We start from the raw sequence: 20,894 nt of genomic DNA, 5'->3' as shown, positions 1-20,894 counted from the left end.
TCCCCCTCAGATGAACGGACGATGGGTTAACTACAAAGGAAAATCATAATCCACGGTGAGGGGAGCATGGTCGGAAAACCGCTGTTCCTTGTAGACCTGTGCGGCTCGGGCCTGGGCCGCCAGCCCCGGCGTGGCGATCTGGTAGTCGATGCGCCAACCCACGTTCTTGGCCCAGGCCTGGCCCCGGTTGGACCACCAGGTGTAGGCCTCGCCGCCGGCCTCGGGATACAGGCGGCGATAGACGTCCACCCAGCCCTGCTCGTCGAACACCCGGGACAGCCAGGCCCGCTCTTCCGGCAGGAAGCCGCTGTTCTTCAGGTTGCCCTTCCAGTTTTTCAGGTCGATTTCCTTGTGGGCGATGTTCCAGTCGCCGCAGATCACCACTTCCCGGCCCTCGGCGATCAGGGCGGCGAGCACCGGGTAGAACTCGTCCATGAAGACGAACTTGGCCTGCTGCCGCTCCGGCGAGCTGGAGCCCGAGGGCACGTAGACGGAAATCACCGTCAGCTTGCCGAAATCGGCCCGCAGGTAGCGGCCCTCGGCGTCGAAGCCGGCGTGGCCGATGCCCTCCACCACCCGGTCCGGCGCCCGCTTGGCGTAGATGCCGACCCCGGAGTAGCCCTTTTTCTCGGCATAGTGGAAAAAGCCCCGGTAGCCCGGCGGCGCCTTCATCAGGTCGTTCAGGTCGGCGGCCTGGGCCTTGAGTTCCTGCAAGCAGAGGATGTCGGCGTCATGGCCTGCCATCCAGTCGAACAGCCCCTTGCTGGTGGCGGAGCGGATGCCGTTGAGGTTGAGGGAAACGATGCGCAGCATAGGAATACGTGAATAGGTGGGTGCCACGAGGACAACCGTGGGTCAGGAAATCCAGGGAAACGGCCGGGGGATGGCCCGGCCGTAACTTACCACTCCCGCTCAGACCTGGGGCAGGTCGGCGTATTGGGGGCGGGCGGTGGCCATGGCATCGTCGATGCTGGCGGCGACGACGGCGACGATTTTCTGGTCCACCGGGTCCTCGCCGGCCACCTTGCCGAGGAAGGCCAGGGTGTCCTCGGCGTTCAGGCCCTGGCGGTAGGGGCGGTTCTGCACCATGGCCTGGAAGATGTCGGCGATGCGCAGGATGCGCGCCTCCAGGGGCAGGGATTCGCTCTTGAGGCGGAAGGGATAGCCGCCGCCGCCGGGCTCTTCGTGGTGATAGGCGGCCCAGGGCGCGATTTCCTCGAAGCCCTTGATGTTGTGCAGGATGCGGAAGGTTTCAAAGCTGTGGGTGTGGATCATTAGCCGTTCCCGGGTGTCCAGGGCACCGGGCTTGTCGAGGATTTCATCGGGCACCCGCAGCTTGCCCAGGTCGTGGAGCAGGCCGGCGATTTCGATCTTCTCGCAATTGTCCGGGGAAATGCCGAGCTTGCCGGCGAGGAACTTGGCCAGGCGGGACACGCCGAGGGAGTGCTGGGCGGTGAAGGGGCTCTTGGCGTCCACGATGCGGGAGAAGATTTCCGCCAATTGCTTGAGCTCCGCCATGGACATTTCGTAGCGGCGGTCGAAGGCCAACTGGTCTTGCAGGTAGCCCTGGATGGAACTGGGTTCCAGCAGCAGCCAGAAGGCCTCGGAACGGGAAATGTCGAGAAAGACGTCCACCAGTTCCGGGGCGAAATAATTGTCGCGACGGGCCTGGATCTGCGCGCGGATGTCAGCCATGTGCTCCAACAGGCTGCCGTCGCTGTAGTGGGGCGCCGCCAGGGCATCCACCCGGTCCACCATGAAAATCAGGTTGGCCTGGCGCGCCACCGCCGGGTCCAGGGGCAATTGCCGCAGGGCCTCCCAATGGGTGTGATGGTAGTGGATCGGCTCCGCCATGGCGGCCAGGGGAGCGAAGTCCTTGAGCAGGGCACAACCCAGCTCGGCGTGGAGTTGGGAACCGGCCCAATCGAATTCGCCGACCAGCTTCTGGTGGGTGTGGGTGGAGGACACGCCGATATCGTGCAGCATGCCCAGGTCGAACAGGAAGGTGGTGTCGGTCCGGGAGAGGCCCATGGCCTGGGCGCATTCCGCCGCCATGATGCCGACCCGCTTGCCGTGGGCCACGTCGTCCACCCCCACCAGGTCGAGGGCATCGGACAAGGCGTAAATGACGTGACGCAGATCGGCATGGATGCTCATGGTGCTTCCCTTTTCCTGTGGGGCGCGGGCGGCCCGAAACGGCAACCCCGGAAAAGGGGGAACGTACGGACTTGGCGTCCGGCGGCCCTGCCGGCATCGTGCGTACACGGTAGCCCAGTGGCTTTGCGTCCCCGGTTTTCACCGGGTTTGCCCTGCGTCCGATTCTAGCCGAGGACCATGACCGCGCGGTGCCACGGCTTGCCATGTAGAATCGCACGCCTATGAAAAACCAAGACTTTAGCCGCGATTTCATCGCCTTCGCCTGCGCCAAGGGCGTCTTGCGCTTCGGCGAGTTCAAGACCAAGGCCGGCCGCCTCTCGCCCTATTTCTTCAATGCCGGGTTGTTCAACGACGGCGATGCCATGGCCGCCCTGTGCGACTTCTACGCCAAGACCATCCTGGCCTCGGGCGTCGAGTTCGACGTGCTGTTCGGCCCCGCCTACAAGGGCATCCCCCTGGTGGCGGGCATCGCCATCAGCCTCTCGCGCCTGGGCCGCAACGTGCCCTTCGCCTACAACCGCAAGGAGGCCAAGGACCACGGCGAGGGCGGCACCCTGGTGGGTGCGCCCCTCACGGGCCGGGTGCTGATCGTGGACGACGTGATTTCCGCCGGCACCTCGGTGCGTGAATCGGTGGAGATGATCCGCGCCGCCGGCGCCACGCCGGCCGGGGTGGTGATCGCCCTGGACCGTCAGGAAAAAGGCACGGGCGAGTTGTCCGCCGTGCAGGAAGTGCGGCAAAGCTACGGCATCCCCGTGGTGGCGGTGGCCAATTTGCAGGCCCTGATCGCCTATCTGCAAGGCAATCAGGAATTGGAAAGCAATCTGGAAGCGGTGATCCGCTATCGTGCGCAGTACGGAATCCGGGAGGACTGACCATGTTCACACGCTTCGCCCCTCATGCCGCGCTGGCCCTGGCCATCGCCGCCGTCAGCGGCCCCGCCTTGGCGGCGCGTACCTTTTGTTGCACCGACGACAACGGCGTGCGGGCCTGCGGCGACGTGCTGCCGGAAACCTGCCGCAACAAGGCCTACGTCGAGTTCAATGAAAAGGGGCAGAAGGTGCGCAGCCAGGAAGCGCCCCTGAGCGAAGCCCAGCAGGCGGTCCGCGACGCGGAGCAGAAGCGCAAGCGGGAGGAAGAGCGCCAGGCCCTGGAGCAGCGTCGCCGCGACCTCGCCCTGCTCAACACCTACGCCACGGAAAAGGACCTGGACACGGCCCGCGATCGGCAGATCGCCGAGATCGAGCGCAGCATGAAGCAGACCCAGGAAAAGATCGAGGCGGCCAACAAGACCAAGGCCAAGCTGGCCAAGGAGGCCGAGTTCTACAGCCACAAGCCCCTGCCGCCGGACCTGAAGGAGTCCATCCGCCGCAACGAGGCCGACATCGTCGCCCAGAACGGCGCCCTGGAAGCCAAGGGCAAGGAAATCGAGGAAACCAAGACCCGTTTCGAAACCGACCGCCAGCGCCTGAAGGTGCTGCGCAGCAAGGACGAGAAGAAGTAGGTCGCGACTTCACCGCCATGAAAAAGGCCACCCGCGGGTGGCCTTTTGTTTTGCCGGAGAGGCGGATCAGGCCCCCAGTTTTTTCTTCAACAGATCGTTCACCTGCTGCGGATTGGCCTTGCCCTTGGTGGCCTTCATGGCCTGGCCGACGAGGGCGTTGAAGGCCTTGTCCTTGCCGGCGCGGAACTCTTCCACCGACTTCTGGTTGGCGGCCAGCACTTCGTCGATGATGGCCTCGATGGCGCCGCTGTCGGTGATCTGCTTGAGGCCCTTGGCTTCGATGATGGCGTCGGCGTCCTTGCCTTCACCGTTCCACAGGGCATCGAACACGTCGCGGCCGATCTTGTTGGAGATGGTGTTGTCCAGGATGCGGGCCACCACGCCGGCCAGTTGTTCGGCGCTGACGGGGGCGGCGGCGATGTCCAGGCCTTGCTTGTTGAGGCGGGCCGCCACTTCCCCCATGACCCAGTTGGCGGCAATCTTGGCACCGGCCGTGCCAACCTTGGTAACGACGGTTTCGAAGTAGCGGGCCGTGTCCAGGCTGGCGGTGAGGGTGATGGCGTCGTAGGCGGAGAGGCCGTAGTCGGCCTGGAAACGCTGCTGCATGGCGCTGGGCAATTCCGGCAGGCCCCCCTTCACCTCGGCGATCCAGTCCGCCTTGATTTCCAGGGGCAGCAGGTCGGGGTCGGGGAAGTAGCGGTAGTCCTGGGCGTCTTCCTTGCTGCGCATGGCGCGGGTTTCGCCGGTGTCCGGGTCGAACAGCACGGTGGCTTGCTGGATCTTGCGGCCGTCCTCGATCTCGCTGATCTGCCACTGGATCTCGTAGTTGATGGCCTGTTCCAGGAAGCGGAAGGAGTTGAGGTTCTTGATTTCGCGCCGGGTGCCCAGGGGCTCGCCGGGGCGGCGCACGGAAACGTTGGCGTCGCAGCGGAAACTGCCTTCCTGCATGTTGCCGTCGCAGATACCAATCCAGGTCACCAGGCTGTGCAGGGCCTTGGCGTAGGCCACGGCCTCGGCGGCGGAGCTCATGTCCGGCTCGGAGACGATTTCCAGCAGGGGCGTACCGGCCCGGTTGAGGTCGATGCCGGTCTTGCCGTGGAAGTCCTCGTGCAGGGACTTGCCCGCATCCTCTTCCAGGTGGGCGCGGGTCAGGCGGACGAACTTGGGTTCCTGGCCTTCCACCTGGATGGTCAGGCCGCCGCCGGACACCACGGGGATTTCAAACTGGCTGATCTGGTAGCCCTTGGGCAGGTCGGGGTAGAAGTAGTTCTTGCGGGCGAAGATGGAACGGGGGGCGATCTGCGCGCCCACGGACAGACCGAACTTGATGGCGCAGACCACGGCTTCCCGGTTCAGCACCGGCAGCACACCGGGCAGGGCGATGTCCACCGCGCAGGCCTGGGCGTTGGGCTCGGCGCCGAAGGCGGTGGCCGCGCCGGAAAAAATCTTGGATTGGGTTTGCAGCTGGGCATGGGTTTCCAGCCCGATCACGACTTCCCACTTAGCGCTCATATCTCGTCTTTCAGGAACAACGGCCCGATTTGGCGTCCACCAGAATCGGCCACAAATAATCGAAGGATTCCCCGCTGCATTGCTGGGGACAGTTGTTGAAACCCACGGTGAGCTGCCGTCCCTGGGTCCACAGGCGCAGGGTGCACTCGCTCGCCTTGTGGCTGAGGACCGCCGAGGCGCCGCTGGCGGTCTGGCGAAAGTCCTTCAGGTCGAAGCTGCAACTGCCCCGCTTGGGAATGGTGACGGAAGCGGTGAGCTGTTCCACTGTGGTGTTCTTCACCTTCAGCGCCAGTTGACCGCGATAGCCGGTGGGGTCGCGGAAGCTGCACTTGGTCTTGGCGTTGATGGGCATTTCCGCCATGGGTTTCAGATTGCGCCCGAGCAGATGCTTGAGGGGCTGGGATTCCCACTTGGGTTCTTCCGCCTCGACCGGGGCGGCATCGGCCACCACGGGCGGCGGCGCTGTTGGCGTGGCGCAGGCACCCAGCAGCAAAGCCGCCAGGGGGGCGGCACCGCGCCAAGACGGAATCGTCACGCTCATGCCCCCAGGCCTTGCGGCTGCCGCAGGTGCCAGTCGGTGGCTTGCTGGTATTGGTGGGCGGCGTTCAGCATCTTGGCTTCGCCGAACCAGGGGCCGATCAGTTGCAGGCCCACAGGCATATTGTCCTTGCCAAAACCGCAGGGGTGGGACATGCCGGGCAAGCCCGCCAGGTTGGTGGAGATGGTGTAGATATCGGACAGATACATCTGCACCGGATCGGCGCTCTTCTCGCCGAACTTGAAGGCGACGGAAGGCGAGGCGGGGCCGGCGATCACGTCGCAGACCTTGAAGGCCTCGGTGAAGTCATTGGCGATCAGGCGGCGGATCTTTTGCGCCTTTAGGTAGTAGGCATCGTAGTAGCCGTGGGACAACACATAGGTGCCGATCAGGATGCGGCGCTTCACCTCCGCGCCGAAGCCCTGGGCGCGGCTCTTGGCGTACATGTCGTTGAGGTCGTGGTACTCGGCGGCGCGATGGCCGTAGCGCACACCGTCGAAACGGCTCAGGTTGGAGCTGGCTTCGGCGGGGGCGATGACGTAATAGGCGGGCACCGACAGACCGGAGTTGGGCAGGCTGACTTCCACCGTGGTGGCGCCCAGTTGGCGGTACTGATCCAAGGCCGCGTCAACGGCGGCGCGCACGTCGTCGTCCATGCCGGGGCCGAAGAATTCTGTGGGCAGGCCGATGCGCAGACCGGTCAGGGGCTTGTCCAGGTCGCGGCGGTAGTCCTCGGCATCCCGTTGCAGGCTGGTGGAATCGCGCTCGTCGAAACCGGCCATGGCATTGAGCAACAGGGCGCAGTCCTCGGCGCTCTTGGCCATGGGGCCGGCCTGGTCCAAAGACGAGGCGAAGGCGATCATGCCGTAGCGGCTGACCACGCCGTAGGTGGGCTTGAGGCCGGTGAGGCCGCACAGGCTGGCGGGCTGACGGATCGAGCCGCCGGTATCGGTGCCGGTCACGGCCGGTGCCAGGCGGGCGGCGATGGTGGCGGCGGAACCACCGGAGGAGCCGCCGGGGACGCGGTTCAGGTCCCAGGGGTTTTTCACGGCACCGTAGTGGGAGGTTTCATTGGAGGAACCCATGGCGAACTCGTCCATGTTCACCTTGCCCAGGGTCACCATGCCGGCCTGCTTGAGCTTGGTCACCACGGTGGCGTCGTAGGGGCTGACGAAGTTGTGCAGCATCTTGGAGCCACAGGTGGTGAGCCAGCCCTCGGTACAGAAGATGTCCTTGTGAGCCAGGGGCACGCCCAACAGGGGGCCGGTTTCTCCGCCGGCGCGGCGGGCATCGGCTTCGGCGGCCTGGGCCAGGGTCTTGGCCCGGTCCACGGTGACGAAGGCGTTGATGGTCGGATTGAGTTTTTCGATCCGGTCGAGGAACAGGGTCGCCAGTTCGACGGCGGAAACCTGTTTCGTCGCCAGGGCAGCGGACAGTTCTTTGAGGGAAGCGTTGATCATTTCATTTCGTCTCCGCCATGCGGAGTCGCCGATTAGTAACCCCCACCCTCAGGGCGGGGGACAGGGGATAGGGAGCTAGTGAAAGGAATGAATCGCGAGATTCATTCGATCACCTTGGGCACCAGGTAGAGGCCGGCCTCGGCTTCCGGGGCGATGGCCTGGAAGGCGGCGCGGTGGTCGCCCTCGCTGACCCGGTCTTGCCGTAGCCGCTGCACCACGTCCACCGCGTGGGCCATGGGTTCGATGCCGTCCGTGTTCACTGCCTGCAATTGCTCGATGAAACCGAAAATGTTGTTGAGCTGGTCGCGGGTGGTCTCCGCCTCGGCGGCGGACAACTCGAGACGGGCCAGTTTGGCGATGCGGCCAATTTCCTCAAGATTCAGTGACATGGGGAAAAATCCCTGTTTGTGCGGGTTATAAGGTCAAGCGCGTTAGGGTATCATAAGCACCGTTTTGCGCTTTCTCGAAAAGCTCTTCTTTCCGCGCTAACTCACTGATTGGAAATACATGTTCGGCCTTCTGCGCTCTTATTTCTCCAACGATCTGGCGATTGACCTGGGGACTGCCAACACCCTCATCTACGTGCGCGGCCGCGGCATCGTGCTGGATGAACCTTCCGTGGTGGCCATCCGCACCGAAGGCGGTCCCAACGCCAAGAAGACGATCCAGGCCGTGGGCGCGTCGGCCAAGCAGATGCTGGGCAAGACGCCGGGCAACATCATCGCCATCCGCCCCATGAAGGATGGCGTGATCGCCGACTTCACCGTCACCGAGCAGATGCTCAAGCAGTTCATCAAGAAGGTCCACGATTCCCGCCTGTTCTCCCCCAGCCCCCGCATCATCATCTGTGTGCCCTGCGGCTCCACCCAGGTGGAACGTCGCGCCATCCGCGAATCCGCCCTGGGCGCCGGCGCTAGCCAGGTGTACCTGATCGAGGAACCCATGGCCGCCGCCATCGGCGCCGGCCTGCCCGTGTCCGATGCCTGCGGTTCCATGGTGGTGGACATCGGCGGCGGCACCACCGAAGTGGGCGTTATCTCCCTGGGCGGCATGGTCTATGCCGGTTCCGTGCGGGTCGGTGGCGACAAGTTCGACGAAGCCATCATCAATTACATCCGCCGCAACTACGGCATGCTGATCGGCGAAACCACCGCCGAGCAGATCAAGAAGGAAATCGGTTCCGCCTTCCCCGGCTCCGAAGTGCGCGAGCTGGAAGTGAAGGGCCGCAACCTGGCCGAGGGCATTCCCCGTTCCTTCACCATTTCCTCCAACGAAATCCTCGAGGCCCTGACCGATCCCCTCAACCAGATCGTCGGCGCCGTGAAGATCGCCCTGGAACAGACCCCTCCCGAGCTGGGCGCCGACATCGCCGAGAAGGGCATGGTCCTTACCGGCGGTGGCGCCCTGCTGCGCGATCTGGACCGCCTGCTGATGGAAGAAACCGGCCTGCCCGTGCTGGTGGCCGACGATCCGCTGACTTGCGTGGTGCGCGGTTCCGGCTTGGCGCTGGAGAAGATGGACAAACTGGGCAGTATTTTCGCGAACGAATAATCCCCTCGCCCCTTAGCCTGCACGGCGGCGCAGACCCTGCGCCGCTTTTTCATTTCCGGGGCGAAAACGCAAGGCAGCAATGAACGTCGTCGGCCACTCGCCACCACCGTTTTTCAAGCGGGGCCCCGCGCCCCTGGCCCAGCTCGCCTTTTTCACCACGCTGTCCATCCTCTGCCTGATCGCCGACCTGCGCTTCCACACCCTGGAATGGCTGCGCCTCGGGGTCGCCACCGTCTCCCTGCCCTTGCAAAAACTCGCCTACCTGCCCGTCGAGGCGGGTGAGGACATGAGTAAGTATCTGACCCGGATGTCGGTGTTGCAGGAGGAAAACGACGTCCTGCACCGCCGCCAATTGTCTACCGCCGCCCAGATGCTGCGGCAACAGCACCTGGAGGACGAGAACAAGCGCCTGCGCGCCCTGCTCGACATGGAAGAGCGCCAGCCCGTGTCCGGCCAGGTGGCGGAAATCCTCTACGCCGCCCGCGATCCCTTCGCCCGCCGCGTCATCATCAACAAGGGCCTGCAAAGCCAGATCGAGCCGGGCCAGGTGGTGATCGACGACCTGGGCGTGATCGGCCAGGTCACCCGCTCCTTTCCCCTGACCGCCGAAGTCACCCTGCTCACCGACAAGAACCAGGCGATCCCGATCCAGGTCCAGCGCAACGGCCTGCGCGCCGTGCTGGCCGGCGCCGGCGCCGGCATGTTGGAACTGCGCTTCCTCGCCTCCAACGCCGAAGTGCAGCCGGGGGACGTGCTGGTGACCTCGGGCCTTGACGGCGTTTACCTGCCGGGCCTGCCGGTGGCCAAGGTCGCCCGCATCGACCGCAACAACGAATTCGCCTTCGCCCGCATCATCTGCGAACCCCTGGCCGGCGTCGAAAAACACGGCGAGGTGCTGGTGCTCTCCCCCCGTAGCGGACTGCCGCCCCAGCCCGACGACCCCGAGCAACCCAACGAAAAACCGGGCAAGGGCCGCCGGGTGAAAAAGGCCGGACGATGACCCTGCAAGCCACCCACACCTCCCGCCGCATCCTGCTGCCGGTCCGTCACTGGTTCATCCTCTTTTCCCTGGTCGTCGCACTGCTGTTCAACATGATTCCCCTCGGCGGCTTTCCCGGCCTGCCCGACTGGGTTGCCCTGGTGCTGACCTTCTGGTGCATCCATCACCCGCTCAAGGTGGGCATGGGAACCGGCTTCATCCTCGGCATCCTGATGGACGTGGCCGACGGCAGCGTCATGGGCCAGCACGCCTTCGCCTATGTGTTGCTGGCCTTCGCTGCCGCCGGCCTGTCGCGGCGCATCCTTTGGTTCCCCTTGAGCTACCAGGCGATCCATGTGTTGCCCCTGCTGCTGCTGACCCAGGTGGTCATGCTGGTGGTGCGCCTGATGGCTGGGGGCGCCTTTCCCGGTGTGCTCTGGTTCGTCTCCAGCATCAGTGGCGGCCTGCTTTGGTACCCCATCACCTTCCTGCTGCTGCTGCCCCAGTACCGGCCGGTGGAGCGGGACGAGAACAGGCCCATATGAGCGCAGCTCATATGGGCCTGTTCCCGAAGTCGACAGCCCTCCCCCCACCCCCTCCCCATGGGAGGGGGCGACTGGTTTGGGCGCCTGCGGCGCCTGACCTGGTCACCACCCCTTCTCGGAAGGGGTGGTCGGGAGGGGAAGCACGTGTGTTCACATCATTCGCCCCCTGCGGAGGCGAATGATGGAATTCACCAACCCTCAGGAAGGTCTCGAAAAATTCCGCGCCCGGCTTGGAGTGGCGGCGGGGTTCGTGTTGCTCTGCTTCTTCCTGCTGTTCGCCCGTTTCGTCTGGTTGCAGATCTTTCAGTACAGCTACTACAAGACCCGGGCCGAGGAAAACCGCATTTCCCTGGTGCCCATCGTTCCTAACCGGGGATTGATCGTGGATCGCAACGGCGTGGTGCTGGCCCGCAACTACTCCGCCTACACCCTGGAAATCACCCCTTCCAAGTCCCTTAACCTGGAAGCCACCATCGACGGCCTGTCCAAGATCATCGATATCCAACCCAAGGATCGCAAGCGTTTCAAGCGCCTGCTGGAAGAGTCGAAGAACTTTGAATCCCTGCCCATCCGCAACCGTCTCACCGACGAGGAGGTGGCCCGCTTCATCGCCCACCGCTACCGTTTCCCCGGCGTCGAGATCAAGGCCCGCCTGTTCCGCCAGTACCCCTTCGGCGATCTGGCTTCCCACCTGCTAGGCTACATCGGTCGCATCGATGCCAAGGACGTGGAAAAAATCGCCGACCAGGAACAGGACGACAACTACCGGGGCACCGAGCATTTCGGCAAGCGCGGCATCGAGCAGCACTACGAATTCCAACTGCACGGCGTCACCGGTTTCGAGCAGGTGGAAGTGGACGCCGGCGGCCGCGCCGTGCGCACCCTGGCCCGCACCGCGCCGGTGGCGGGCAACAACCTGACCCTGACGGTGGACGCCAAGTTGCAGGAAGTGGTGGAAAAGGCCTTCGGCGACCGCAAGGGCGCCCTGGTGGCCATCGAGCCCGCCACCGGCGGCATCCTGGCCCTGGTCTCCATGCCCAACTTCGATCCCAACCTGTTCGTGGACGGCATCGATTCCCAAAGCTGGCAGGATCTCAACGACTCCCCCGACAAGCCCATGATCAACCGGGCGGTGTACGGCACCTATCCCCCCGGCTCCACCTTCAAGCCCTACATGGCCTTGGCGGCGCTGGAGGCGGGCAAGCGGCGGCCGGAGCAAACCATCTTCGATCCGGGCTTCTTCAATTTCGGCGGCCACCAATTCCGCGACGACAAGAAGGGCGGCCACGGCACGGTGGACATGTACGCCTCCATCGTCCAGTCCTGCGACACCTACTACTACATGCTGGCCAACGACATGGGCATCGACGGCATCGCCAGCTTCATGGGCAAGTTCGGTTTCGGTCAACGCACCGGGGTGGACATTCCCGGCGAAGCCGAGGGCGTGCTGCCCTCCCCAGAATGGAAGCAGCGTCGCTTCAAGCGTCCCGAGCAGCAGAAGTGGTACGCCGGGGAAACCATCTCCATCGGCATCGGCCAGGGCTACAACTCCTACACCCCGATCCAGTTGGCCCAGGCCATGGCCACCCTGGCCAACAATGGCGTCATGTACCGTCCCCACCTGGTCAAGTACATCACCGACACCAAGACCGGCAAGCAGACCATGGTGGAACCCCAGCCGGTGAAGACCATTCCCCTCAAGCCCGAGAACATCGAAACCATCAAGAAGGCCATGATCGGCGTGAACAAGGAAGGTACCGGCGCCCGTGCCTTTGCCGGTGCCGAGTATGTGGCGGCGGGCAAGACCGGTACCGCCCAGGTGTTCTCCCTCAAGGGCAGCCAGTACAAGGAAGGCGGCACCAAGAAGGAACTGCGCGACCACGCCCTGTTCATCGCCTTCGCCCCCGCCGATGCGCCGCGCATCGCCTTGGCGGTACTGGTGGAAAACGGCGGTTTCGGCGCGGCGGCGGCGGCGCCGATCGCGCGCCAGGTATTCGACTATTACCTCCTCGGTAAGATGCCCAAGGGTCCCGCCGGGGAACAGGAAGCGGGGGACGGCGACTGATGCTGCGACAACTCTGGTACAAGCTCATCGCCCCCATCGATCCGCCACTGATGACCCTGGCCGGCATACTCATCGGCATCGCCCTGGTGGTGCTGGCCAGCGCCTCGCCCGACCGCTTGCCGGCCCAGTTCATCAACATCATTGCCGCCCTGGCCGTCATGCGCATGGCCGCCCAGTTCCCACCCCAGCGGCTGATGCACATCGCCCTGCCCCTCTACCTATTCGGCGTGCTGCTGCTGGTGGCGGTGGCCCTGTTCGGCGACATCTCCAAGGGTGCGCGGCGTTGGCTCAACCTCGGCTTCATGCGCATCCAGCCCTCCGAGCTGATGAAGATCGCCATGCCCCTCATGCTGGCCTGGTACTTCCAGAAGCGCGAATCCATGATCCGCTTCCGCGACTACGGCATCGCCGCCCTACTGCTGCTGGCGCCGGTGGCCCTGATCGCCAAGCAGCCCGACCTGGGCACCGCCATCCTGGTGTTGGCGGCGGGCTTCTACGTCATCTTCTTCGCTGGCCTGCCCTGGAAGGTGATGATCGGCCTCGCCGCCGCCGCCGGTGCCGCCGCGCCCCTGGCCTGGGCCAAGCTGCACGACTACCAGCGGGCACGCATCATGACCCTGTTCGATCCCGAGTCCGATCCCCTCGGCAAGGGCTTCCATATCATCCAGTCCACCATCGCCATCGGTTCCGGCGGCATCCTCGGCAAGGGCTGGGGCCAGGGTACACAGGCCCAGCTCGAATTCATTCCCGAACGCCACACCGACTTCATCTTCGCCGTCATGTCCGAGGAGTTCGGCCTGCTCGGCAACCTGGCGCTGCTGGTGGTCTACGCCATGCTCATCGCCCGCGGCCTGATGATCGCCGGCAACGCACCCACCCTATTCACCCGTCTGCTGGCCGGTTCCATCACCCTCATCTTCTTCACCTACGCCTTCGTCAACATGGGCATGGTGAGCGGCATCCTGCCCGTGGTGGGCGTGCCCCTGCCCCTCATCAGCTACGGCGGCACCGCCCTGGTGACCCTGTTCTTCGGCATCGGCATCCTGATGAGCGTGCACAAAAATCGCATGCTCGTGCAGAAGTAGCCTACCGAGCCGCATTTCTCGCATCAGCCACACGAAACGCCATACCGAAAACGGTGTGGCGTTTTCTTTTGGGCGTCACGCCAACTTACATTGATATAAATATATTTGGTACCATTTCACCATCTGCCGTCATCGGACGGCCTCGATGAGGGAATGCAAAGCAAATGGCAAAAGCGGCTGGCAAGAAATTGCCCATCCAGGTATTGAAGAAATTCCGCCTCATTTTCGGCGCGGTGCGTCAGCACTTCCGCGTGGTGGAGGAAACCTGCGGCTTGTCGGGTTCCCAGTTGTGGATATTGCAGGAGGTTGCCAACACGCCGGAGGTGGGTGTGTCGGAGCTGGCCCAAAGACTGTCCATCCACCAGTCCACGTGCAGCCAATTGGTGGAAAAGCTGGTGACCCGAGGTTATCTGGCCAAACAGCGCAGCCAGGAAGACCAGCGCCGGGTGGGCCTGACCTTGACCGGCGCGGCGCGCACGGTACTCGCCAATGCGCCGGGGCCGGCGGCGGGGCTGTTGCCGGAAGCATTGGCCGCCCTGCCCGCCAAAACCCTGTTGAACCTCGACGCCTCCCTGGAGGCCTTGATCGAGCAATTGCACATCGGTGACGACGCATTCGCCGACCAACCATTGGCGGACCTCTGAATGCGCCGATTCACTTTTTCTCGCCAAACCCTGCCATGGCTTGTCGTGCTCGCGCTGGCGGGTTGCGGCACCACGGGCAGCAAACCCGCCGACGACCGCGCCGCGACCACCGCGTCGACGTCGACCGTCAATGCCACCACGACAAGCAGCCCCACTTCCCGTCGTCCGGGCAGTGCCCGCAAGCCCCTGAGCGAAGAACCGTCGGTGCAAAACCAGGTGGCGGCGGACCTGACGGTGTACTTCCCCACCGGCGTCGTTCAGCTTTCGCCCGAAGCCCTCGATGGCCTGCGCGGCATTGCCGATCAACTGCGGGCGGACCGGCAGCAGGATGCCCAACTCACGGCGCGGGCACGCTTTGTCGGCAGCCGTTCGCTGTGTCTCGCCCTGGCCACCCAGCGCCTCAACGCGGTGGCGGAAAAGCTGGTGCAGCTCGGCGCGCGCGGCGATCAGCTGCGGCAGCAGAACATGAGCTGCGACAACCCCAAGGTTGCCCAGGTGGCCTGCCCGTCCCGCACCTGCAATGACCCGGAAGAGCGGGTCGAGGTTCGGCTGCTGCGATGATCAAGCTGGCCGTCATGCGCCGCACCGTCAGCAGCGCGCGCTGGCAAACCCGCATCGCCCTCTGGGGCGCGGCGGCCTGCGCCGGTTTGCTGGTGGTGGCCTTCGCCAAGCTGGCCGACGGCGCCCTGGCCCTGTTCTTCTGGCTGTCCCGGGAAAGGCCCTGGGTGCCCTTTATTCTGGCACCGACCGTGGGTATGGCCACGGTGTGGCTGACCACGCGCTACGCACCAGGTGCCCAGGGCAGCGGCATTCCCCAGGTGATCGCCGCCACCCGCCGTGCCGCCAAGGGCCAACCGGTGGACACCCTGGTCTCCCTACGCATCGCCCTGGGGAAAATCCTGTTCGGCTGCCTGGCATTGGTGGGCGGTTTTTCGGCGGGTCGGGAAGGTCCCTCGGTCCAGGTGGCGGCGTCCATCATGCACTTTGCCCATCGCTTCCTGCCCTACTCCCGCGCCCTGCGCCGGCAGGACCTCATCCTCGCCGGCGGCGCGGCGGGAGTGGCCGCCGCCTTCAATACGCCCCTGGCCGGCATCGTCTTCGCCGTGGAGGAACTCGGCAAGCGACTGGAAACCCGCACCAGCGGCGTGCTCGTCAGCACCATCATTCTTTCCGGCCTGGTCTCCATCGCCCTGGTCGGCAACTACAGCTACTTCGGCCATCTGCAAGCGGCGGAGGTGGGCGTCGCGGTGCTGCTGCCTGTGGTGCTGTCCGGCGTGGCCTGCGGCCTGATCGGCGGCCAGTTCAGCCGCATGATGCTGTGGCCGCAGCAGCACGCCCATCTTTCCATCTGGCGTTGGCGGCGTCAGCATCCGGTGTGGTTCGCCGGCGGCTGCGGCTTTGCCGTCGCCCTCATCGGCTTTGTCAGCAGCGGCATTTCCTACGGCAGCGGCTACGCCATCACCGCCAGCGCCATCGCCGGTGAAACCGTGTTGCCCTGGTACGCCCCAATAAGCCGCTTTCTTGCCACCCTGGTCAGCTATTTTTCCGGCATCCCCGGCGGCATCTTCGCGCCGTCCCTCGCCGTGGGCGCGGCGGTGGGGGCCGATCTCGCCCCCCTCTTCGCCGACCCCAACCTGCCTCTCATTCCCCTGTGCATGGCCGGCCTGCTGGCCGCCGTGACCCAGGCACCGATCACCTCCGCCATCATCGTCATGGAAATGGTGGACGGTCACGGACTGGTCATCAGCCTGATGGCGGTGGCCTTGATCGCCAAGGGCGTCAGCGCCCGCCTCGGCCCCGAGCTTTACCAACAGCTTGCCCTCGGCTTCAGCTTCGAGCGCAGCATCGACGCCCTCTGCGACAGGGCAAAACAGGCCGCAGCAGCGGCCTCCGCCAAGAACTGACGCTCGCCCGTCCGCCATGGTTGCCATGGTGTCGTTCCGCGAGCGCAGCACACACAAAGGAGAGAGACATGAACATCGGGCTCATTGGCTTTGGCAAGACCGGCAAGGCGGTTGCCTCCATCCTGCTGGAATCCAAGCAAACCAACCTGCGCTGGGTCGTCCGTCGTTCCCATACCCTGGAGCATCGCTCGGTGCCGGAGTTCCTTGGTGTGGAGTCGGACGAGCCCGGTATCATCTTTTCAGCGGAGGAGTTCAGCGCCGGGGAACTACTGGACCGCCACCCAGTGGACGTGATCGTGGACTTCTCGTCGGCGGAAGGCATTGCTTACTACGGCGACGAGGCGGTGAAGCGCGGCATCAGCATCGTCACCGCCGTCTCTCACTACCCCGAGACCATCATCGCCCGGCTCAAGCAGATGGCGAAAAAAACCCGGATCATCCATTCCCCCAACATCACCCTGGGCATCAACTTCCTGCTGATCGCCGCCAAGATCCTCAAGAACATCGCACCCCACACCGACGTGGAAATCATCGAGGAACACTTCAAGACCAAGCCCGAAGTCTCGGGCACGGCCAAGGTCATCGCCAACAAGCTGGGGGTGGATCAGGGAGCGATCAAGACCGTGCGTGCCGGCGGCATCATCGGCACCCATGAAATCCTGTTCGGCTTCCCCTACCAGACCGTGCGGCTCAAGCACGAGTCCATCTCCCGCGAGGCCTTCGGCAACGGCATCCTGTTTGCCCTGGACAATCTCCCCAGCCGCCGCACGGGTCTCTACACCATGGAAGACCTGCTCTACCCCTACTTCCACCGCAGCCAACGCGACAACGCCGCCTTCAACCCGAGCCGGCCTTGGTGGAAGATTTGGTAGGTGTCCACGGTCAATGACGGGTGATCCAGCCGGGTCATCGACGATCACCGGCAACAGCAAAGAAGATCGGACATCTCGGCTTTTTCCGCGCCTGTCCGGTTCCTGCTTGTGGGAAGATGGGCGACCGCCGATCCCGATCAAACCCCGTCCTGCCATGCGGATTCCCTTTTCTTCCTCCACCTGTCTCGCCCTCGTCGCCCTCTTGCTGCTGTCCGCCTGCGGTACGTCCGCCCTGCGCCCCGTTGCGGTGGAGAGCGAGCCAGCAGCAGCCAAGCCCGTGGCCAAGAAAGCCGCCGCCAAGCCCAACTACGCCTTGAAGAAGGGTGGTGGCTTCTACCTGGACGACGGCCCCGGCGACAATCCGCCCGAGGACATGGACGCCATTCCCGATGCGGTGCCGCGCATCGAACCCCTGCACAAGTTCGCCAACAATCCCTACTCGGTGCTGGGTAAGGATTACGTACCCCTGCGCAACCTGGGCGGATACAAGGCCCAGGGCATCGCCAGTTGGTATGGGCGCAAGTTCCACGGGCAGAAGACTTCCTCCGGCGAGCCCTACGATATGTACGGCATGACCGCCGCCCATCCCATCCTGCCCATTCCCTCCTACGCCCGGGTGACCAATCCGGCCAACGGCAAGTCGGTGGTGGTGCGGGTGAACGACCGGGGCCCATTCCACGCCGACCGCATCATGGACTTGTCCTACACCGCCGCCTGGAAACTCGACCTGGTGGGTGGCGGCTCTGGCTTCGTTATCGTCGAAAGCGTGTTGCCCGGCGACGAGCTGCCGGCCTACGCCGCCAAGCCGGCAGCCAGGGAAGAGCCCATGGCTGCGCAGGCCAGGTCGGAAGCCGCGCCCCGCCCGACGCCCGCGCCGGTGGCCGTGGCCGAGAGCAAGGGCACCTTCATCCAGTTGGGGGCCTTCGGCAACCCGGACAACGCCGAGTCCTTCCGCGCTCACATGGCGCGGGAGCTGGATGCCTTTGCCGACAAGCTGCGCACCGAAGTGGCCGGCAGCCTGCACCGGGTGCAGATCGGTCCCTTCGCCAGCCGGGCCGAGGCCGAGGCTGCCGTGGCGCGCATCGTCTCCAGCCTCGGGGTCAAGCCCACCATCGTCGTGCGCTAGGGAAGGTTGGACCAAGTCCATTGCGCTTGTCGAACCGCGTAGTGTGTGAACGCTGGGCTTCGACAGGCTCAGCCCGAACGGCGGCGACTTGATCAGATTGTTCCAAGGGTATGGCTGACCGGCCGAGGAAGTGCCGATCATTGCGCCACGTCCCTGCACGGATATTCAAATGCGGGTACAGCGCCGTAGCGCGCGGCAAGTTGCCGGCTGACGGTGCCGTGCTAATTAGTCCCGTTGATGCAGTTCCGACTCAACCGGCCTGGATGCTGCCGCGCCAGAGTTTGCCGTCCGCCATCAACAACACCTGGTTGCTGCCGTAGTTGATGGTCATCTCGGCGGCGGGGCGCATGCCGGAAAACAGCGCGGCGTAGCGGGCCGCCACCTGTTGAGCGTCGCCGCTGGCGGCGGTGCCGAGGGTTTGGCCGCCCAGGCTTTCCTGGGCCTGGACCTGGGCGCCCACGGCGCTGAGGGTGCGGATGTCGTTGGCCAGGGTCGGCTGTTGGCTCAACAGATTCTGAACGCGACGCTGGGTGGCGGTATCGACGCCGCTCACTTGCACCTGCCCCTGGCCGTCCACGCTGAACTGCACGGGCTGATCGTTGTTGATGCCCGCGTCGCGGAAAAGATTGCCGATTTTGTCGGCGAGGGCGGCAGAAAGGTCCTGCACCGTGGCGCTGGTCGGGGTCGTCAGGGCGTTGTCATTACCCAGGTTTTCGACGCTGTTCGCCAGTTTGCGGCCGGTGAAGGAAAGGCTGACGCGGGTTCCGTCGGTGCTGCTATCCCCCTGGGAATCCGCTTGGGCAGCGGCTTCGCCGAGGGCGTAGGTTTTTTGCAGCGCCGCCATGGCGGCGGAGGCGGAAGAATTGGCATAGCCGGCAACGGTCAAGCTCATGGTTGGGCTCCGGGTTCGAATACCCATCCATTTGCAGGATGCGGACCAGCGGTGTTTCTTGCCGCCCCGCGCGGGCGGCGGCGCGGCGCGGAAGGCGCCTCGCGGGACGGTGCGGGATCAGCGCACCGGGTTGGCGTAGAGGGTGGCGGCGCCGGTGTTGTAGTCCGCCAGGCCCTGCACCGTGGCGCCGATGGCGCGCAGGTCGGCGGCGATCCGGGTCAGGGCCAGCAACACGGTGAACCAGGCGACGGCGCCCACGGCCAGGGTGCTCGCGGTGTCGCGCAGGGCCGCCAGGGTCAGGCCGACGATGCGGCAGGCGGCGGTGAAATAGGGCGTCTCGGCGGCGTCCTGCTGCACCAGGTTGAGGGCGGCCGCGGTTCCGGCGCCGGTCGCCAGCAGCAGGCGGGCGTCGAAGTCGTGGTCGTAGCCGAGTACGGCCCGGGTCGGATCGCTGCCGGGGAAGCAGGTACCGCGCAGATAGACCGCGCCCCGGTGCACGATGTCGATGGCCTGGGTCACCAGGACGAAGGATTCCCGCGCGCCCTTGGCGATGAAGCGGGCCAGGTTCCACAACTCGTCCTCCAGCCGCTGCCAGACGCCGCGCACCGCGCGCTTGAGCCAGGCCCAGAGCCGCTTGGCGCCATCCCAAAGGCGGCTGGCCAGTTGCCCCAGCTTATCCATCAGGTCGTTGCTGTGCTTGGCGGCCCGGGCCAGCAGGGCGTCCACCAGGGCCGGATCGTGGTCCTCGTCGTCGGCCGCATCCAGGGCGGCCAACTGGGCGAAGAAGGCCGTGGAAAAGCGTCGATTCGGCAACGCGCTGCGGGCCTCGGGGAATTTTTCGGTGAAGTCCGCCAGGGCCTCGGCCACCGGGTCCATCCAGACGTAGTCGGGGACGTTGTGGGGACCGTGGCTGCCCTGCGGGCGCCGCACCAGGGGTTGGCTCGGACCCAGGGCGACGTCGTAGCCCAGCAGCCAAAGCTCGACCCGGGCGATGGCATTCACGAAACCGTCATTGGCCGGGTCGTCGATGAAGCCGGGGTGGTCGGCCAGGGCGGCGATCAGGGCGTCGTGACCGTAGAGCAGTTCCAGCACCGTCGTGTCGAGGCGGGGTGTGGTGTCCGCCACCGCCAGGCCGAGGGCTTGGGCGCTGGCGAGAAAACGGCCCAGGCCGTCGCGCAGGGCCGGGTTGTGTGCCAACTGGCATTCACTGGTGGCGGACAAGGCCGGCGCATCGGGCAGAAAGCCCAGGCAGTAAAGCCGCAGGTATACGGCACGGCCCACGGCGGGATAGGCGGTGGGATCGCGGCCCAGTTCGCCCCATTGCGCGGGCGATTGCTCCTCCTCGAAGCTCACCAGTTGTTGCAGACGACGCTTGGTCTGGGGGCCGGCCCAGCCGTCCACATCGGCGCCGCTGAAGCCGGCGTCCTGTTGAAAGGCGCGGATCGCCGCGCTCAGTTCCGGGGTCAGTTGCTCGCGCTTGGCCGCCTCTGCCGTCAGGTAGCCGAGGCTGGCCAGACGGGCGCCCAGGGCCCGCAGGTAGAGGGCGCTGTTGGCCTGGTTGTTGCCCTCGTCGCCGGCCACGGCCAGCCAGGGGTCGGGCAGTTGCCGCGCCTGGCTGGCCTGGTCGAGGCCGTCCCCCAGCTCGGCGAGATCGCCGTCCATGGCGGCGGACTAGTTGTCCACCATCTTGACGATGGCCGCCTGGAACAGTTGCACCAAGGCGGTCCGCTTGGCGGCGGCGCTATCCACCAATTGGTTATGGGCGCTGATCTCCGCCGGGCTGGCGTCCTTGTCGTAGAACACCGTGGTGTCGCCGTCCAGCTTGGCGCGGGTGCTGGCGACCAGGGTCAGGTTGCCCTGGCTGATGGCGCTGTCGAGGATCTTGTCGAAGCTGGCCGCCTTCACGTCGGCGGCGGCGAGCTTCACCGTGCCCTTGTAGGTGGTGACTTCGAGAGACGTGAGGTCGCTGATGCCCTCGGCGATTTTGTCGAATGCTTCCTTGAACGATGCCATGCTTGCCTCCGTTGCGTGGGTGGATGAAAAGGAAATCAGGGCCGATC

The 20,894-nt window shown here is 65.1% G+C and carries 21 protein-coding genes and 1 riboswitch; of the genes, 12 read left to right on the top strand and 9 right to left on the bottom strand.

The window, feature by feature from the left end; genetic code table 11:
* Window positions 1–30 precede the first annotated feature (30 nt).
* Both ACYQ2U_RS05715 and ACYQ2U_RS05710 read right to left on the bottom strand, forming a co-directional pair.
* Complete coding sequence (locus tag ACYQ2U_RS05715; RefSeq protein WP_459949390.1) at window positions 31–813, bottom strand: exodeoxyribonuclease III; 783 nt, start codon at window positions 811–813, stop codon at window positions 31–33.
* Between the two features lie 99 nt (window positions 814–912).
* On the bottom strand, window positions 913–2,157 hold the full coding sequence (locus ACYQ2U_RS05710) for an HD-GYP domain-containing protein (protein WP_459949389.1): 1,245 nt from the start codon (window positions 2,155–2,157) through the stop codon (window positions 913–915).
* A 77-nt stretch (window positions 2,158–2,234) separates the two neighbouring features.
* A riboswitch (cyclic di-GMP riboswitch) is annotated at window positions 2,235–2,319 on the bottom strand.
* A 59-nt stretch (window positions 2,320–2,378) separates the two neighbouring features.
* Between ACYQ2U_RS05710 and pyrE the strand changes: the two genes are divergently transcribed.
* The gene (gene pyrE, locus ACYQ2U_RS05705) at window positions 2,379–3,032 is read left to right on the top strand and encodes an orotate phosphoribosyltransferase (protein WP_459949388.1); all 654 of its coding nucleotides are present in this window, start codon (window positions 2,379–2,381) and stop codon (window positions 3,030–3,032) included.
* A gap of 2 nt (window positions 3,033–3,034) precedes the next feature.
* A complete protein-coding gene (locus ACYQ2U_RS05700; RefSeq protein WP_459949387.1) occupies window positions 3,035–3,661 on the top strand; it encodes a hypothetical protein in 627 nt (208 codons plus the stop codon).
* 66 nt (window positions 3,662–3,727) lie between these two features.
* Here the strand turns inward: ACYQ2U_RS05700 and gatB are convergent, their stop codons facing one another.
* The 4 genes from gatB to gatC all read right to left on the bottom strand — a co-directional run bounded on the left by gatB (window position 3,728) and on the right by gatC (window position 7,560).
* A complete protein-coding gene (gene gatB / locus ACYQ2U_RS05695; protein WP_459949386.1) occupies window positions 3,728–5,173 on the bottom strand; it encodes an Asp-tRNA(Asn)/Glu-tRNA(Gln) amidotransferase subunit GatB in 1,446 nt (481 codons plus the stop codon).
* Window positions 5,174–5,183: 10 nt separating this feature from the next.
* Complete coding sequence (locus ACYQ2U_RS05690; protein ID WP_459949385.1) at window positions 5,184–5,714, bottom strand: hypothetical protein; 531 nt, start codon at window positions 5,712–5,714, stop codon at window positions 5,184–5,186.
* Window positions 5,711–7,171, bottom strand: coding sequence for an Asp-tRNA(Asn)/Glu-tRNA(Gln) amidotransferase subunit GatA (gene gatA / locus ACYQ2U_RS05685; RefSeq protein ID WP_459949384.1), 1,461 nt, complete (start codon window positions 7,169–7,171; stop codon window positions 5,711–5,713). The genes ACYQ2U_RS05690 and gatA overlap by 4 nt, the downstream gene beginning before the upstream one ends.
* A 101-nt stretch (window positions 7,172–7,272) precedes the next feature.
* On the bottom strand, window positions 7,273–7,560 hold the full coding sequence (gene gatC / locus ACYQ2U_RS05680; RefSeq protein WP_459949383.1) for an Asp-tRNA(Asn)/Glu-tRNA(Gln) amidotransferase subunit GatC: 288 nt from the start codon (window positions 7,558–7,560) through the stop codon (window positions 7,273–7,275).
* A 118-nt stretch (window positions 7,561–7,678) separates the two neighbouring features.
* Here gatC and ACYQ2U_RS05675 point away from each other — a divergent pair, with 118 nt between their 5' ends.
* The 10 genes from ACYQ2U_RS05675 to ACYQ2U_RS05630 all read left to right on the top strand — a co-directional run bounded on the left by ACYQ2U_RS05675 (window position 7,679) and on the right by ACYQ2U_RS05630 (window position 17,942).
* Window positions 7,679–8,722, top strand: a complete 1,044-nt coding sequence (locus ACYQ2U_RS05675; RefSeq protein WP_459949382.1) for a rod shape-determining protein — start codon at window positions 7,679–7,681, stop codon at window positions 8,720–8,722.
* A gap of 79 nt (window positions 8,723–8,801) precedes the next feature.
* Window positions 8,802–9,722, top strand: coding sequence for a rod shape-determining protein MreC (gene mreC / locus ACYQ2U_RS05670; protein ID WP_459949381.1), 921 nt, complete (start codon window positions 8,802–8,804; stop codon window positions 9,720–9,722).
* Window positions 9,719–10,246 (top strand): rod shape-determining protein MreD, encoded by a 528-nt coding sequence (gene mreD / locus ACYQ2U_RS05665; protein ID WP_459949380.1) that lies wholly within the window; start codon window positions 9,719–9,721, stop codon window positions 10,244–10,246. The genes mreC and mreD overlap by 4 nt, the downstream gene beginning before the upstream one ends.
* A gap of 178 nt (window positions 10,247–10,424) precedes the next feature.
* On the top strand, window positions 10,425–12,311 hold the full coding sequence (mrdA, locus tag ACYQ2U_RS05660) for a penicillin-binding protein 2 (RefSeq protein ID WP_459949379.1): 1,887 nt from the start codon (window positions 10,425–10,427) through the stop codon (window positions 12,309–12,311).
* A complete protein-coding gene (gene rodA / locus ACYQ2U_RS05655; RefSeq protein WP_459949378.1) occupies window positions 12,311–13,396 on the top strand; it encodes a rod shape-determining protein RodA in 1,086 nt (361 codons plus the stop codon). Before mrdA ends, rodA begins: the two co-directional genes overlap by 1 nt.
* A gap of 164 nt (window positions 13,397–13,560) precedes the next feature.
* Complete coding sequence (locus tag ACYQ2U_RS05650; RefSeq protein ID WP_459949377.1) at window positions 13,561–14,040, top strand: MarR family winged helix-turn-helix transcriptional regulator; 480 nt, start codon at window positions 13,561–13,563, stop codon at window positions 14,038–14,040.
* Entirely contained in the window at window positions 14,041–14,601 is a 561-nt protein-coding gene (locus ACYQ2U_RS05645) for an OmpA family protein (protein WP_459949376.1), read from the top strand. It abuts the gene before it with no gap.
* A complete protein-coding gene (locus ACYQ2U_RS05640; protein WP_459949375.1) occupies window positions 14,598–15,944 on the top strand; it encodes a chloride channel protein in 1,347 nt (448 codons plus the stop codon). The genes ACYQ2U_RS05645 and ACYQ2U_RS05640 overlap by 4 nt, the downstream gene beginning before the upstream one ends.
* Before the next feature lie 68 nt (window positions 15,945–16,012).
* Entirely contained in the window at window positions 16,013–16,816 is an 804-nt protein-coding gene (locus ACYQ2U_RS05635) for a 4-hydroxy-tetrahydrodipicolinate reductase (RefSeq protein WP_459949374.1), read from the top strand.
* Between the two features lie 154 nt (window positions 16,817–16,970).
* Entirely contained in the window at window positions 16,971–17,942 is a 972-nt protein-coding gene (locus ACYQ2U_RS05630; protein ID WP_459949373.1) for a septal ring lytic transglycosylase RlpA family protein, read from the top strand.
* A 250-nt stretch (window positions 17,943–18,192) separates the two neighbouring features.
* On the opposite strand, the gene ACYQ2U_RS05625 is transcribed toward ACYQ2U_RS05630, so the two are convergent.
* The 3 genes from ACYQ2U_RS05625 to ACYQ2U_RS05615 form a co-directional block, all read right to left on the bottom strand.
* A complete protein-coding gene (locus ACYQ2U_RS05625; protein ID WP_459949372.1) occupies window positions 18,193–18,834 on the bottom strand; it encodes a hypothetical protein in 642 nt (213 codons plus the stop codon).
* Window positions 18,835–18,951: 117 nt separating this feature from the next.
* The gene (locus tag ACYQ2U_RS05620) at window positions 18,952–20,496 is read right to left on the bottom strand and encodes a peptidoglycan-binding domain-containing protein (RefSeq protein WP_459949371.1); all 1,545 of its coding nucleotides are present in this window, start codon (window positions 20,494–20,496) and stop codon (window positions 18,952–18,954) included.
* 9 nt (window positions 20,497–20,505) lie between these two features.
* Window positions 20,506–20,847, bottom strand: a complete 342-nt coding sequence (locus ACYQ2U_RS05615; RefSeq protein ID WP_459949370.1) for a hypothetical protein — start codon at window positions 20,845–20,847, stop codon at window positions 20,506–20,508.
* Window positions 20,848–20,894: the final 47 nt, after the last annotated feature.

This window comes from Denitratisoma sp. agr-D3 (assembly GCF_054658675.1).
Note: the sequence above shows the minus strand (reverse complement) of the source record. Positions and strands in the feature narration are given on the sequence as shown.